The 15458-nt window shown below is 42.9% G+C and carries 10 protein-coding genes; 4 read left to right on the plus strand and 6 right to left on the minus strand.

Annotation, left to right across the window (positions count from 1 at the left end):
* Positions 1 to 1127: 1127 nt before the first annotated feature.
* Together QUB56_RS08445 and QUB56_RS08450 are read left to right on the plus strand one after the other, a co-directional pair.
* Complete coding sequence (locus QUB56_RS08445) at positions 1128 to 1355, plus strand: hypothetical protein (protein ID WP_332954705.1); 228 nt, start codon at positions 1128 to 1130, stop codon at positions 1353 to 1355.
* Between the two features lie 61 nt (positions 1356 to 1416).
* Positions 1417 to 2022, plus strand: coding sequence for a hypothetical protein (locus QUB56_RS08450; protein ID WP_332954706.1), 606 nt, complete (start codon positions 1417 to 1419; stop codon positions 2020 to 2022).
* Between the two features lie 9 nt (positions 2023 to 2031).
* Here the strand turns inward: QUB56_RS08450 and QUB56_RS08455 are convergent, their stop codons facing one another.
* The 5 genes from QUB56_RS08455 to QUB56_RS08475 form a co-directional block, all read right to left on the minus strand.
* Complete coding sequence (locus QUB56_RS08455) at positions 2032 to 2409, minus strand: AMP-binding protein (RefSeq protein WP_332954796.1); 378 nt, start codon at positions 2407 to 2409, stop codon at positions 2032 to 2034.
* Entirely contained in the window at positions 2295 to 2588 is a 294-nt protein-coding gene (locus QUB56_RS08460; RefSeq protein WP_332954708.1) for an AMP-binding protein, read from the minus strand. The genes QUB56_RS08455 and QUB56_RS08460 overlap by 115 nt, the downstream gene beginning before the upstream one ends.
* A gap of 230 nt (positions 2589 to 2818) precedes the next feature.
* Positions 2819 to 3592, minus strand: coding sequence for a hypothetical protein (locus QUB56_RS08465; RefSeq protein WP_332954709.1), 774 nt, complete (start codon positions 3590 to 3592; stop codon positions 2819 to 2821).
* 137 nt (positions 3593 to 3729) lie between these two features.
* Positions 3730 to 4107, minus strand: a complete 378-nt coding sequence (locus QUB56_RS08470; RefSeq protein WP_332954710.1) for a hypothetical protein — start codon at positions 4105 to 4107, stop codon at positions 3730 to 3732.
* Between the two features lie 135 nt (positions 4108 to 4242).
* On the minus strand, positions 4243 to 5229 hold the full coding sequence (locus QUB56_RS08475; protein ID WP_332954711.1) for a sigma-70 family RNA polymerase sigma factor: 987 nt from the start codon (positions 5227 to 5229) through the stop codon (positions 4243 to 4245).
* 961 nt (positions 5230 to 6190) lie between these two features.
* Here QUB56_RS08475 and QUB56_RS08480 point away from each other — a divergent pair.
* On the plus strand, positions 6191 to 7432 hold the full coding sequence (locus tag QUB56_RS08480) for a response regulator (protein WP_332954712.1): 1242 nt from the start codon (positions 6191 to 6193) through the stop codon (positions 7430 to 7432).
* A gap of 309 nt (positions 7433 to 7741) precedes the next feature.
* On the opposite strand, the gene QUB56_RS08485 is transcribed toward QUB56_RS08480, so the two are convergent.
* Entirely contained in the window at positions 7742 to 14254 is a 6513-nt protein-coding gene (locus QUB56_RS08485) for an AAA family ATPase (RefSeq protein ID WP_332954713.1), read from the minus strand.
* A 450-nt stretch (positions 14255 to 14704) separates the two neighbouring features.
* On the opposite strand from QUB56_RS08485, the gene QUB56_RS08490 reads away from it, so the two are divergent.
* A complete protein-coding gene (locus tag QUB56_RS08490) occupies positions 14705 to 15337 on the plus strand; it encodes a polysaccharide deacetylase family protein (RefSeq protein WP_332954714.1) in 633 nt (210 codons plus the stop codon).
* The last annotated feature ends 121 nt before the right edge of the window (positions 15338 to 15458 follow it).

The following is a 15458-nucleotide window of genomic DNA, read 5'->3' on the forward strand; positions in this document are numbered from 1 at the left end:
AACAAATCAGAAAAAAAATGGGGATTGCATAATAAGATAGATTGTTTTCCTCTGTCCTTTACAAAAAAGCACTACCGGTAGCACTTAAGTGGCGACGCCGTGCGGGTGCAAAAATTAATCAAAAAAGCCCTTGCATCGAGGGAAAAAGCAGCCTGCGGTCTAACGGTAATCCGTTGAGTCAGGTTTGTTCCCAGGAAGCGCTAAAATCTTCTCAAGCTGGCTTGACCCGAAGAGGTTTCCCAAAAAAGACTACTCCTTCAAAGGTTGGGGATGTCAGGCAAGCGCTACCATTACACCTAGAAAAGGGAGAAAAATCAAATCGCTTACAGTGATTTTACTTTAGAAAAAGTGCAAAAATTTTTTGATTTGACTATTTCAGAAGATTTGGATATTTTTGCCAATGTTCCTGAGTTATAACCTAGTATTTTAGTCACGGAATTTTTAGCATATTATGCACAACTGGCATTAAAAATTAACACAGAAAAAGCACGGTCGGAAATGATTATCGCGCCGATATTGCTGGATTTCCGAAAACAGGTTGCCTCGAAAATAAGCTTATTTTCGGGAGTTGATTTTAATGTGGATTCGGAACGGGGATTAAACGGAACCTGCGACTATAGCAATCCTAAATCAGTTTCTATAACGGACAGGCGTTTCGCCTCTTAATCAATGTCCAGAGGCTCTGCCTCGATTGTAGCAGGCGAGGCAGAGCCTCCGGACCTGCGTTACCAGGCAGAGCCTGGTAACGAGTAGAATCATTTAGGATTGCTATATATAATCAGTAATTATACTGAAGAGTTATTTGTGAAATCTCCTATTATTAATTTCCTAGAAGCTAAAAAATAAAATATTGTAGGAGGGTTAGGTCAGTGCACTTCAGAAATGTTAGCAGCTCAAGTTTTTAACGAACGGGAGGGCAATCAAATCCCCGTAATTTTAGGAGCAGTTACTTCCGGAAATATTTGGAGGTTTTTACAATTAGAAGAAAAGCAACTCTGAGTTGACGCGACCGAGTATTATCTGAAAGATGTCAATAAAATCTTAGGAATATTGGCAAACGGAGTACACTCTTTGTCGTCTCCTATAATATAATTGTGAAATCTATGCAGTTTCACTCTCCTTGAACCGTGCCGCCAATACCAAGAGTCACAGTCAATTCAGGATACAAGCCGCAATCTATTGATACCAGCATTGAGGCGGAGGTGCTGATGTTTCAGCTATTGCAACAGTTAACGCCAACAAAAAGTACAGCGAACTTGCGCTTTCAATCGAGCGGCCCGAAAGCTGGCCATATTCGGAATAGAGAGCCAGTATTCCAATCTTACCAAGGCAAAAGTTCGGCAAAAATTTATTAAAAGGTGCTTGGGTGCTGAGTGGATAGAAGTTTTATCAAATAGCAAAGATTGGGAGAAGCTCGTGATTGCAGATCCGATTGAGTTAGCGCAAAAAATAGCCAGTATCTTGCTACCGCTGAATATTCCCTATGTGGTTGGCGGTGCCGTGGCAAGTTCGCTGTTGGGAGAAAACAGATTTACGCAAGATTTGGACTTAGTAATTGACCTGGAGGCGCGAATAGCACCTCAGTTAATTGATGTCATGTCAGCCGAGTTTTACATCAGCGAGTCGGCTGTGATGGAAGCGATTGCCAAGTCAAGAACAGCACCCCGCGAATCATCGTTCAAGGTGATCTATTTGCCTTCTCTGGAGAAAGCGCACATTTTTGTGATGGACAGCGATGACCCTTTTTCCGCTTCGGTGATGAGTCGCCGTCAGCTTTACCCTGTTAGTGGCTTAACAGAGGAGGGAATCTACATTTATTCGCCGGAAGATATAGTCCTACAAAAACTCAGTTGGTACAAACTAACTCCCCGCCGTTCTGAAAAACAGTGGACGGATGTGTTGGGAGTTTTGAAGGTGCAAGGGGAAAAACTCGATCGAGCTTACTTGAACCAGTGGGCTCTTACGCTCAAACTAACAGATTTGCTTGAGGAGGCGCTGCTTCAATCAGGGCATGAAGAGTAGTGTTGGCCCCTAGTGATTTAAAATAAGGCAGTCTGGCGGGTATTCCCACACTTTCTCGACTAACTGCCAGCTCAGCGCTTCCCCACCCAAGATTAACCGCTTGCGACGCAAAATTGATGCCGTTTGGGCGAGGAATGCTTTCAGGTGAGAGGGAAGGATTTTCAGGCAGTCGATCGCCTGCTGGCGAAAATATTCCCCTAACGCTTTAGGATGGGTTGCCCTGTCTTGGGAGATGATATGCAGGCACCCACCCCCACATAATGGGGGGAAAATTACGGTGTTGCCCAAGTCGGCGGCGAAGGTAGAAACGGTGGCAAAACTCGCATTTGGCACGTTGAGTGTTTGCTGGATGCTGTGGAGGTAATTGAGAAGCTGCGGGTGTTCGATCGCGACTTTTTTGGGGTGCCGGTGGAACCAGAGGTGTAAATTACAAGAACCGGCACTTGAGAGTCCTCCAGCATAGCAGCCAGTCGCTGTTCGGGGAAGGCGGGGTCTAGGGGCACGTAAGCTCGATCGGCTTTGAGAATACCCAGCAGTCCCACCACTATTTCTAAGGAAGGCTGCACACAGATGCCAACGGGCACCTCGGGAAGGAATTTTGGGATACGTGGAGTGCGATCGCGCTCTCTAGTTCTTCAAGGTTGTGTCAATTTAAAGAAAGATAGAGGGGCGATCGCTTCCTAGCTGCCGGGCTTTTGATATGTTGCTAGGGGCGATCGCGCTTTCTAGTTCTTCAAGGTTGTGTCAATACCCAACGAATCAGCCTGGACAAGCTACTACAGGAGCGACCAGCGTACTACGATACTATCTGAATATTTATTTCGTAGACACTGCCTTCATCGCTATTGCTGACTGCATAAGTAAAAGAGCCTGTATCGTGACTTTCCGGTATGGTTAAGTATCCGAGTTTGTCATCCGAGCTTACGGAGTCATAATCCCACAATTCTATTGTGGTTCCATTTTTGGGCAGTTGGAAACTATAACCTATTTCTTTTGTTTGCTGCGAATTGATTTCTTTGTATTTTCCCGAATCCGGCCATATTTTCTTGCCGTCCACTTTTACGTACAGATCGTCGGCTCCTGCAAAAAAGTGATCGAGTCCTTCTATAACCTGCACTCCTGCACCTGCGCCACCAACAGCAGCAACTCCAGTAGCAGCAATAAGTAGACCACCAGTCACAGTAGCACCTACAACAGCAGCAGCACCACCCGCTACAGCACCAATTGCACCAAATATGCCTTTTGCACAGTCGTCAATTCCTGAAGATGGTTTGATACACTTTACACTGATAAGGTTTAAAGTTTTGTTCCTGAGCTTGTCTACTCGGATTGATGATGTGAGGTCATTAAAATCTGCACCTACGAAAGAAGTATCACTGGTAAAGCTCTTAGAACGGCCAGAAAATCCTGCATGTTCATAGAGAGTGACCCTTAATCCGTTAGGAACTTTCAACGAACTCAGTTGATCGTTACCGATTGTCAAGCTAGAGACATCATAACTTCCCTCGTCAAGTTCCTGACTGAGTCCGCTATAGTTAGCATCTCGGTAAATCACTACTTTGAATGACATATCTTAATCCTCCTGAACTTTGATAACTGATACTGATTGCCTACATTTTTAAGACGCTTCAGAAGACAAGTTCTGAATTTTTAGAGGTGAGCTAGATTAGGTTTTTTTTGCGTCTCTACACCTACTGAGTCGCTAAGTTAACAAACAGCGTCCCAGACTGTCCAATAATTGGCATCATTTGCATCTGCTGTCGCCACAATACCTACCATAGCCGCACAGTTTGAATTACAACCAATATCAGGCTTGCTATCGGAGGTATGGCTGAGATTTTTTTCTGGAAATCTAGATCCTGAAGCCGTCACAGTGACTTTAAATATTCCTGACAAATTGGGTGTTTGCAGTATTTGCTTCGGATTGTCTGAGGTAATGATACCTATCCAGTTGTTGTCCGTTGCTTCAATCTTCACTGCCCATTTAGTGACCGCAGTGCTAGTATCATTTTGTGGGGATACATAAGCCCAAAATTGCGCTCCCTTTCCTTGATGTTGCGCCAAGTTAGCAATCATTTTGCTCATAAAATTTTCCTTAGTATCTGGTCGTACACTTTAATAACGATTTCAGTCATCAGTTTCTGAATTCTGATTTTAAAAAAATGAAACCTGATCATCCTCAACAGACTCGCGGACATGGGATTAAAAATAGGGAATACCCTACAAAGGAGGAGAGCCAGATAAGCGCACAAATTCTCCCGCAACTTTCCCCAATACCAATTTTCCCAGACGATGAAACAGTTGTGAACCTCTGAAACTGGACAGCCACGGGGGGACTGCCCCTACTATCTGTTTCCCGATCGCATTAAATTCCTCCAACCTCCCCTCAGCAGTCGCCGCAACAGAATCCGACTCAGAATCCCCCACAGATACCGCTACCTCCGGCGGTTCCTCACCCACAACACTCTCCACTTCCGCGATCGCAACAGATAAAGTCACCGACTCCCCTGCGATCGCTTCAACTTCCGCATTCCCCTCAGACAGTTCCTCAATTGCCGACTCCGTTACCGCCGGTGTCACCGCCAATTCCGGTTCAGTCCCATCCTCCCCGATAAAATATCCCCGCAACTCCTTTACCAGAATTGCCCGCGCTTGGGAGATGCGCTTGCAGACATTCTGGTAGGTAATATTTTGGCGATCGGCTATCTCTTGATGAGACAATTCTTCATAAAAATGCAGGATAAACGTCTCTCGCATCTTGGTCGGCAACTCATCAATAGCAGCGCGAATGACCCTCTTTTTATCGTCACTATCCAAGGCGCTTGCTGGTGTCTCGTCAACAGAAACCAGTCCTAGCTCGTTTCGATCCGCGTACACTTCTATATCCTCCACTTGATTCGCACCTCGGCGGCGTGTTATATCGATCCAGAAATTACGAGTCACCGTCGTTAGCCAACATTTAAAATTCTCGATTTTTCCCGCGTACTTTTGCGCCTTTTCCCACGCTTTGACCATCGCCTGACTCAGCAGGTCTTCCGCTTCAGTTGAGTTGCCGTTCATCCACTTGAGACAGCAACGAAACAGGTAGTCTCGGTGCTGTTGGAAGATTTGCCAGAAGGCATTAATTTCCCCGGCGGCAAGGCGTTGTAAGAGTTCGTGTTCTTCTGTTCGGGTTAGGATGTGGTTAGTAGTGGCTGGCATCATCATAATTTCACTGAGCCAATTAATTAATTGAAAGGCAATATTTAAGGTTTATTGTTGTCGGGGTGATTCGTGAATCACCCCGAATCACCAAAATTAAGCAAAAGGAACGGAAAACAGAGCGCCCCCCTCGGTAGAGAATCCGTAAATAATCTAATTTTGCCGACACTATTAACTGGTTCATTTATGAACCATAAATGAAACAATGTATCCTTCAAAAGGCTATAAATTTCCACAGAAATTTAGCTGCTATTTTGGCAGTTTGTCTGCTTTGCAGCCAGGAACTCAGCTTGGAAAATTAGATCGAGGTCAGCTCATTGAGCAAACCGATTGATTTGCTGGTTAAGATAGTTCTCTCCAAGAACTGCTTACTAGGTAAGACCAGTGCTACCCGCAGCATCTACATTCAGATAGACAACCTGAATCATGCTACTATCTATCTTTAGATAGAGCCGACCGACAGCATGACTCTTACTGTTTTCTGTCTTTTGGTGGATGCTATTCAATAGTATGTGTGGCCTATCGGCATAAAGCAAGTCGGAAAAGTCGGATCGTCAGGTCGGATAAGTCGGATCTCTAATAAATTTGTGGCTGCTCACAAAGTATAGTATGCACAAAACCTTTACAGTCAGAAGCTTACAGCTAAAATGGCGATCGCTCTGCTGCCATCCACCACCAATTCACCAAGCAGTCACTACCGACCCCGTGGTCAGACCCGAGTCAATCGATTTTAGATTTTAGATTTTAGATTTTAGATTGACCCCACGGATAAATGCTCTTTCTTGAGGATTTTCGATTTTCGAAAAGGGATTGATTCCACGGATAAATCACGTGGCGGGTACCACCTTTGAAATTCTTGGTCAAGCAGGTTGTATACTATACTTAGTGTCTTTAATATTTTTTGTATAGCAACCGCCAAGGCCGTATCGCCTACAATCAAAACTACGGTGCATAACTCAAAATTAGGGTGCAAAACTTAAAAACCTTACCCGATGAGATGGATTTGCATATGACTTTTGAAGAAGTTCTAGAATTTATCGAATTAGCCTTAGAATCCAAGACCAGTAAAACGTTAACTTTGCTTGAAAAAGAAATCTTAAAAGCTGCTTGGAAAAACGCAACTTATAGTGCTCTTGCTGAGAGCTTGTACCTCAGCGTAGGACATATCAAAGATTCATCTTCCATCCTGTGGCAGCGCCTTTCAGACGTAATGGGGGAAAAAGTTACTAAAAATAACTTCCGCTCCCTGCTAGAGAAGCAAAGCACCACAACTGATCTCGCCGAGGCAAAAGTCGAAGGCGAACCTATGGCGATGGCTTCGGTAGCAGAAAGTGACATTAATGAATTAGGAACTCCCAAAGGCAACATTTTAATTGTTGATGACCTCCTAGAAAATCTGCGCTTTCTAACAACAATTCTCACCAATGAGGGGTATAAAGTTCGCTGCGTCACCAATGGTACGATGGCCTTGAGGACTATCCGCAATCATCCCCCCGATGCTCTGTTGCTGGATATTAAAATGCCAGACATGGACGGCTATCAAGTCTGCGAAGCCCTCAAATCCGATGAAAATACCTCAGAAATTCCAATTATTTTCTTAAGCGCACTTGACCAAGTATTTGATAAAGTTAAAGCTTTTAAGGTCGGGGGAGTTGACTACATTTCTAAACCTTTTGAGCCGGAAGAAGTGCTAGTGCGCCTCGAAACTCAGGTCACTATCCAGCACCAAAAACGCCAGCTTAAAGCAGCAATCGAGCGACACCAGGAAACCGCAGAAATTGCCTACCAATCTCGCGCCCTGCTGGCAAATTTGCTAAACTCATCTCTGGATGGAATAGCTGCTGTGCAGGCGGTGAGGGGAGATATCGCTGGAGAAATTGAAGATTTTCGCTGCTTGGTAGTTAACCCTGTATTTGCCAGACTCTTAGGGAAAAAACGAACAGAACTCGCGGGCGAACCCGTGCTGAAAAAACTGCTTAATCAATTGATTCCAGGATTGTTTGATTTATTAGTAGAAGTTGTTGAGACTGGAGAATCGCTTGAAAGAGAGGTTCTTCTAGAAAGTGATTACCTTGGCAAATGCTATTATTTCACTGCTGTGAGATTGGGAGATGGTTGCTCAATTACCATCCGCGATATTACAGACTTAAAACAGTCGCCATTAAAGTCAATGATGGAACTGAACCAACCACTTGCAATCATCAAATAGGATAAACCTGAGATATTGCACCATTCTCAATAAAGCTTTCAAGGGCGGGCTCTGGGGCCCACCCCACAGGAAATAATGTTTATTGTTGAACAAGGCGGAAAGCCTGTTCCACAAAGAGTAGATTTTCTTGTGGAACGGGCATCTTGCCCGTTCATAAAAAGCTTATTGAGAATGGTGCAACATCTGCGATGACAAAACTTACGCAATCCGACGCCTAGAAACCGAGTTTTTTAGCGCATCTACGGGCTGTAACGAAGTATGAGGTAAAAAACCCGGTTTGTGACCGCCCGTGCGTCAGTCCTAAAAATATCAAGATTCACGGATCAAGGGTTCAGTTAAATCAAGAATCTTCTCAAACTGAAACTTATTCACCCAATCCCTGAGAGTTTGAAGCTCGAAAGCGTGAGATTCAGGAATCTCCTCAAGGAGTTGACAAACCAATTCCGCATCCGCGTCAATAGCTGCTTCATATAATTTTACTATCCATTTTTTTGACATCGCTGCTAATACATCCGTTAGATTTAACGGTTCTCCAGTCTCATTAGATGAGTGGGACGGTAGCTCTTGATCTTGATAAATATAACCGACTCCCAAATGTTTAGCCATGATGTCAAAGATGGCTGCTGTGTGGAACGGTTTTCGCACAAAATCATCACAACCAGCCGATAAAATAACTGCCTTTTCTTCTTCCCACACGCTAGCAGTAATAGCAATAACAGCAGTAGCTTGACCTTTAAGAGTGCCTTTAATGCGTTTCGTGGCTTCATACCCATCCATAACGGGCATTCTCATGTCCATCCAGATTAGATGCGGTGAGTATGAATCCCAAATTTCAAGCGCTTCAATACCGTTACTCGCTTCTTGCACTTCAAAACCCACAGGTTTGAGGAGTTTAACTAACAGTTGCCGATTGTAATCTCGATCGTCCACAACTAGGATGCGATATTGGGGTTGGTTAGGCGCTAGGGCCACGACGCGACGGCTATAGGGTTGGTTTTGAATTGCACTTCCATCAGCGATGCCCACAAGAATGTCAAATTTAAATATTGTGCCCGTTGTGTGTTCTAAAAGTTCCTTGAGAGGCATTCCAGGGGTGAAAGCTTTGCCGCCACTGATAACGGTGATTTCACCTCCCATCAAGCGGACAAATTGACGGCTAATCGTCAGTCCTAATCCGGTTCCTTGCTGCACTTTTTGACCTGATGCTGTTTGCACGAAGGGTTGGAATAGTTTCTCCAGTTCGTCTGCGGCAATGCCAACTCCCGTATCTTTGACTTCAAAGGTAATGGTTGTTGGTTGTTGGTTATTTGTGCTTTGTATTCCGGCTTCACTGTTGCCTTGGGCTGTTTTACTTTTTGCTTCTACAGACACACTTCCAGAAGAAGTAAACTTCAGGGCATTACCGATTAAATTAATCAGCACTTGCCGTAACTTCACTTGATCGGCGTAGATGTATTTAGGAACATCGGCAGCACATTCAAATCGTAATTGTAAGCTTTGAGAGTTTGCTTTCAATGCAAACATATCCTCTATCTCAGCTAATAAGTGATGAAGATCAAAATTATTTTCGGAGAGCTCCATGCGTCCAGATTCAACTTTGGAAAGGTCAAGCACTTGATTAATTAGAGATAATAAATGCTCTCCACTGTTTTTAATAATTGTGAGGTTTTCTTTTTGTTCAGTTAACAGGTTTGTATCCTGATTCATCAGTTGAGAAAAGCCGAGAATGGCGTTGAGGGGAGTTCGCAATTCGTGGCTCATGTTGGCAAGGAAAGTGCTTTTGGCGAGGTTGGCGGCAACGGCTGCTTCTTTCGCTCGTTCGAGTTCTGCTTCGGCTTTTTTGCGATCGCTAATTTCCTGTTCTAAGCGGACATTTTCGATAAGCGTAATCTCGGCTTGCTTGCGATCGCTAATATCTTGAAAGGCTGCGATCGCATATTCTACATTACCCGTATCATCGAAAATCGGCGTACTCGTTGCTTCTACAAAAATGCTGCCATCGCTTTGGTGCATTTCCAAGTCATCCGCCTGAGCTTTTTCACCGCCAAGCGATCGCACCAAAGGTAGCTGTTCCACTGGATACATATCCCCTGTGCCTGCCCGATAAATGCCGTAGGTTTGTGAGAGTTGGTCGATTTCCGTTTTTGGTAAATCTTGAATATTCAGTAACTGCTGTGCAACTTGATTGGTGTAGATAATTTGTCCTTTGGCATCGTGAACGGAGATGCCCAGAGGTATGGCATTGAGGAATTTATTCAGGCGATTTTGGGTCGATTGTACTTGGGTGTAGAGTCTGGCGTTAGTAAGGGCGATCGCCGCCTGACTTGATAAGAGTTGAATTACTTCCAGGCGATCGGGTGTAAAAACGCCATCTGCTAAATTATTTTCCAAGTAAACAATTCCAATTAATTGCCCTTGATTGAGCAGAGGGGCACAAAGGATAGACTTGGGCTGCTGTGTTTTGATATAAGCATCTTGGGTAAATCTGCCTTCACGGGCAACATTGGTTTCAATCAGTCCTTCCTGAGTCCTTTCAACATAGTGAATAATCGACAAAGGCAGACAGGTTTCTATAGGAGTCGATTGCAACACCATCACCTGATTTGAGTTGGCCTCACCTGACGCTTCGACTCGCAGTTGTCCTTGAGACTCTAAAATTAGATAGCCAATTTGTGCGCCGCAGCTTTCCAGCAGAATTTTCATCAAAGTCGTGAGGAGTTTATCCAGCTCAATTTCACTGGCAATTGCCCCAGATGCTTTCATCAATGCTGCCAAATCCAGGAATTCACCTGAAGTATTGCCAGAAGTAGTAGGTAGGGTGTTGCGCGAATTTATGGACATATTACCTGTCGAAAAACGCTTTAAAAGTTCTGGATACTGCCGTTTCAAATCTGTCATTTTAGCTGTAGCGCCCCAACGTAAATAGCAGTAGTAAGCATTTGTCATATAGGCTTGGGCAACTTGCTCTTTTCCCCAAGCGATGTAGAATTTGGCTGCCAATTCATTAGCCAAAGCCTCTTCGTTGATGTAGTCATGTTCTTTGGCTAAGGCAATGGCGCGATCGTAGTAGTCGATCGCCCTAGCATTTTCACCCAAAACTCGATATCGCTCTGCCTCCACTAGATAGAATTTATGGAGGTGAGTCATCGGAGCAAACTGCGCCCATTTTTTGATATTTTTTTGGTTGGCTTTCACCTTCTGGAGGATGAGTTTTTGCTCTGATTTGGGTGCGCCAGAATAGATGGCAAGATGGACTAAAGAATTATAGAAATGATAGAGAGGAATAGTCCCTACAGCACTATCGCTATATTTTTCGGCTGATTTAACATTTTCTATAGCTTGCTGATAGTCTTGAAAAAGATAGCAGAGAAATAACTTGTAAAAATAGACCGAGCGACAAAGATTTTGAGCATTCACCTCTCGATGCAGGGGTAACATTTTTGTTTCGTCATAGCTTTCACCGATTAAACGGCATTTATCTTCAGCCTGTCCCATCAAGTTCAATAAAACCTGTCGATTGAGTTGGTTGTAGTAATATGATGTTTCTTGTTTCAGTTGGCTGAGGGTATTACTGTACATTGCCATCTCTGCCTCGACTCTTGCCAATTCCTTCCCCAATACATAAGAATGATAGCAGTATACACAAACTGAATAAGCTGCATATTCTAAGTCTCCAGTTTCTAGGGCTATCGAGTAAGCATTCTGCAAAGGGTTTAAAGTTTCCCTAAGATGCTCTTTCCAATGTTTGACAAAGTAATTAACAATAAATATGGTTCTGGCTGTTAGTTCTTTAGTATTAAATTTATCCAGTAACAAGATAGCCAGTTGCCCAAATTGATAACCAGTCTCAATGTCTCCTACGGTTTCCCCAGACAGAATTAGTCCGTAAGTAGCATAGGCAGAAGAAGACACAGAAGTATTCCCATATTTAATTGATAAGTTGACCTGTTTAAACGCAATTAACGGTAGCAATTCAGGTAGGGCAAAATGGGCAGCAGAAACTACACTTGATAGGATACGCATGGCTGCCAGTCGATCGGGATTAGTCATCACTGGTAGGTCGATTAAGTCCTCAACTCGCTTCCCTACTAAACTTAACTTTGTCTTCACCAGTTCCAGGAAAATATTTAATTTTGTTGGTTTTTTGGGAAAGCGAATCCCCAACATCTTTAATACTAAAAGTGCCGTATCTATAGCTTCTAACGGTTTGTTTTGTGCTGTATAGGCTTGAATCTTGACTTCATACACTTTCACTTTGTCCAGCAATGAAGTAGCTTGTTGAAGCACAATATCGGCCAATTTTTCCATTTCCTCAACGTGACCACTCAAGATAGCAGCTTCTACTGTTTCCACATAAAGTGCCAGAGTGATGTCATACTGACGAAGCCAAGTATCTGCACTCAGGCAATTTATACCGATTCTTAAGTAATTCCAGGCGGGTTTCCAAGCTGCTGATGCCTTCGCTTTTTTGCCAGCAATGAGATTTAATTGAGCAAGTTTATCTCTTTCTAACTGAACGTCAATTGCTGGAATACCGAAGTTGAGCTGATTGACAATATCAAAAATCTTTTGGTGGAGGATCTGTTGGGGTGTATTTTGTAACAACAGTTGCCCGATTTTCCAATGAACCGCTTGCTTGTCATCTGGGGGAATTAGGGAATAGGCGGCTTGCTGGATGCGATCGTGAGCAAATTTATAAGTAATTTTTAAGTCCTTGATATCTCGGTCTGTTTTCAGGAATTTGTAATCATCCCCTACGGGTAATATCAGTCCCGCTTGAATGGCATCCCACAATTCATTTGCAGCTGCTTTTTGAGCAGTTTCATTAATAAGTGAAAGGGTAAGTAAATCAAATTGGTTGCCAATACAAGCGGCTAACTGTAAAGCTTTTTGTGCTGATTCGGATAAGGTTTGAATTTTATCTGCCATGAATTCAACAACGTTATCAGTAATATTCCTAGTTATAATTTGCTCTAAATCCCAAGACCAAGCCCCAGCATTCGGATCAAAATTCAGCAATTGCTCTGTAGAAAGTGATTTCAGAAACTCTTTAATAAAAAAGGGATTTCCTTGTGTTTTTTGCCAAACCAACTCGGCTAATCTTTGCGTAGGGACGCACTCTGTTTTCAGCGTATCCGCAATGAATTCATTAACCTGGTTTAAATTTAAGGGTGAAAGGGAGAGATGATTAATTACTACTCCCTGTGTTTTCATCTCAGATAAAGCCAGCATAGTAGGATGACTTGCACTGACTTCGTTATCTCGATAAGCTCCGATTACAAATAGATATTGAGTAGTGAAATCGGTCATTATCAACTGGATAAATTGTAGCGTAGCGCTGTCTGTCCACTGAAGGTCGTCTAGAAATAGGACGAGGGGATGTTCTTTTTGGCAAAAGACCTGAATAAAGTTTTGAAAAGCTAAATTAAACCGATTTTTTGCTGCTGTTGGAGGTAATTGGGGGATGGGATTCTGTTTGCCAATAATCAGTTCAACTTCGGGAATGACATCAATAATAATTTGTCCGTTGATTCCTAATGCCCGTAGAATCTTCTCTTGCCACTGTTGTAATTGGGGTTGAGTTTCCGTGAGCAGTTGCCGCACCAATTCTTGGAAGGCAGCGACTAAAGCTTGATAGGGAATATCGCGTTGCAACTGGTCAAATTTACCTGCAATAAAGTAGCCCCTTTTTTGAGTTATGAGTTTATACAATTCCTGAACTAAAGCTGATTTTCCAATACCAGAGTATCCTGAAATTAGCATGAGTTCAGTTTGTCTTTGTACGGGCAGATTTTGTGACTGAGTTGTTGTTGGGTTACTCAGGTTATTTGCTAAACCAGCCCCTACTTGTTTTTCTTGTCCCGACGCTACGCGCTCAAATGCAGTCAATAAGGACTCAATCTGTGATTCTCTCCCGTACAGTTTTTGAGGGAGTTGTAATTGAGGAGAAATGTCTTGGTATCCTAAGGAAAAAGCTTTAATTTGGTCATTTTTACATTGAGCCCGACATTTTTTTAAATCTGCCTTGATTCCCCAAGCACTCTGATATCTATCTTCTGCGGTTTTTGCCATTAACTTCTTGACAATTTCTGAGACAGGCAAGGGAATTTGTGGATTAATTTCATGAGGCGGAGTGGGTTGTTTGGCAATATGGCAATGGACTAACTCAAGTGCATCTACGGATTCAAAAGGCAACTGGTTGGTTAGCAGTTCATAGAAAGTAACGCCAAGAGAATAAAAGTCGGTGCGGTAGTCGATCACTCGATTCATCCTGCCTGTTTGTTCTGGAGACATATAAGCAAATGTCCCTTCTAGAAGATTAGGACTTTTGAGGCTTGGATTCTCTTGGGATAGGATGGTAGATAAGCCAAAGTCAATAATTTTTATTTGTCCGGTTTGAGGATTCAAGACAATGTTAGATGGATTGATATCTTTGTGAATGACATTTTTTTGATGAACTTTGCCTAACGCATCTGTGATTTGGATGGCTAGGTGGAGAAAGTCTGGTAAAGCAAAGGGACAATCTGACCACAGGATTTTTAAGGACTCTCCTCCAAAATCCTCTAAGAACATGACTTGTGTGTTCTCGTATTTTCGCAGTTCGTAGGCTTTAATGGTTTCCTCTAGGTTGAGACGGCGAGTGATTTCGTATTCCTGCTGATAGCGGTAGAGTTCGGCTGGTGTGGGATAATCCTCTTTGAGGAGTTTCAAAATTACAGGTTGCTGATTTGATTTGAGGATGCCTCGGTATACTAATGAATTAGCACTTTCGTAAATCTGGTTGACAATTGTGATATCGGGCAGTGAAATCATGTTGGGCATTATTGCTGCCTAAAAAAGTTGAGTAGTCGGCAGTTAATTTCAGTTATAGTTAGCTTTCGTACTTGTGAAATACAGCTTTTTTTGTCTGAACTCGCCAACGTAAAATTATGAGTAGGTAAGGTTTTCTCTGAGTATAACATTTTTATTTAGCAGAATGTCAAGACTAATTTAGATGGTCTGAATTTTCAGGACTTACGCAAGTACGCTACATATAGGGTACAACCTACGGGCGATTGCAGCGTCTAGCTACAGTGCGATCGCCAAAAATCTAAAATCTAGGAACGGACAATAATTAATGATAAAATACCTTAAGGATTTAGTTGGCAAATTGTGGTAATCTGACAACAATCCACTTTCATTCTCTAGCGAGTTCGTGCAGCTATGCGAATCGGTAAAAATTTCCCAAAGTTTCTGCTTTTCACAATAGCGTTATTTTTCGCAGTATCGCTGTTGATTAAAGTTACTAAGTTTCACAATTATTTCGGCATCAACCGGGCGGATACCGAAGTGAAAGTTGTTGCCCTCACTTACGATGATGGCCCCTATCCTCCGTATACAAATCAGCTTTTAGATATTTTAGACCGCTATCAAGTTAAAGCAACTTTTTTTGAAATCGGTCGCAATATTGAGAAACATCCAGAAATCGTGCCAATGATTGTCACGAGGGGACATGAGTTGGCAAACCATTCTTACTCTCACAAAGATATGATGTTTAAACCCCGGGATTTTTTGCTGTCTGAAATTGAAAAAACGGATAAACTTTTGCAGGAAGTGGGGGTGAAGCAAGACAGTATCAGTTTTCGGCCACCTTTTGGTCGGCGATTTGTAGTTTTGTCTTATTTGCTATCCCAAATGCACAAAAAACTGATCATGTGGGATGTGGATTCCCAAGATTATGAAAAAACACTCACGGTAGAAGATATCGTAAATCGGGTGATTAAAAATGTGCGATCGGGTTCGATTGTGGTGATGCACGACGGCGGGGGCGATCGCTCAAGAACGGTAGCAGCAACCGAGATAATTGTCAAGGCTTTGCTGTCAAAAGGTTACGAATTTAAAACTGTTTCTGAGTTGTTAAAATAGAAGTAGCGTGCGTCAGACACAATTATTTTCGCGACAAATCAACAATTTAATTGTGACGCACCATGGAATAAATGGTGGGTCATAATTAGACTTTCCGTGCCGATTGAAAATTTCCAACCTG

The sequence above is a fragment of the Microcoleus sp. AR_TQ3_B6 genome (assembly GCF_036702785.1).
Taxonomy (GTDB): domain Bacteria; phylum Cyanobacteriota; class Cyanobacteriia; order Cyanobacteriales; family Microcoleaceae; genus Microcoleus.

Coding starts and splice junctions, on each gene's coding strand:
- QUB56_RS08465 (WP_332954709.1), bottom strand. CDS start 3,592: ATGTCATTCAAAGTAGTGATTTACCGAGATGCTAACTATAGCGGACTC.
- QUB56_RS08470 (WP_332954710.1), bottom strand. CDS start 4,107: ATGAGCAAAATGATTGCTAACTTGGCGCAACATCAAGGAAAGGGAGCG.
- QUB56_RS08475 (WP_332954711.1), bottom strand. CDS start 5,229: ATGATGATGCCAGCCACTACTAACCACATCCTAACCCGAACAGAAGAA.
- QUB56_RS08485 (WP_332954713.1), bottom strand. CDS start 14,254: ATGCCCAACATGATTTCACTGCCCGATATCACAATTGTCAACCAGATT.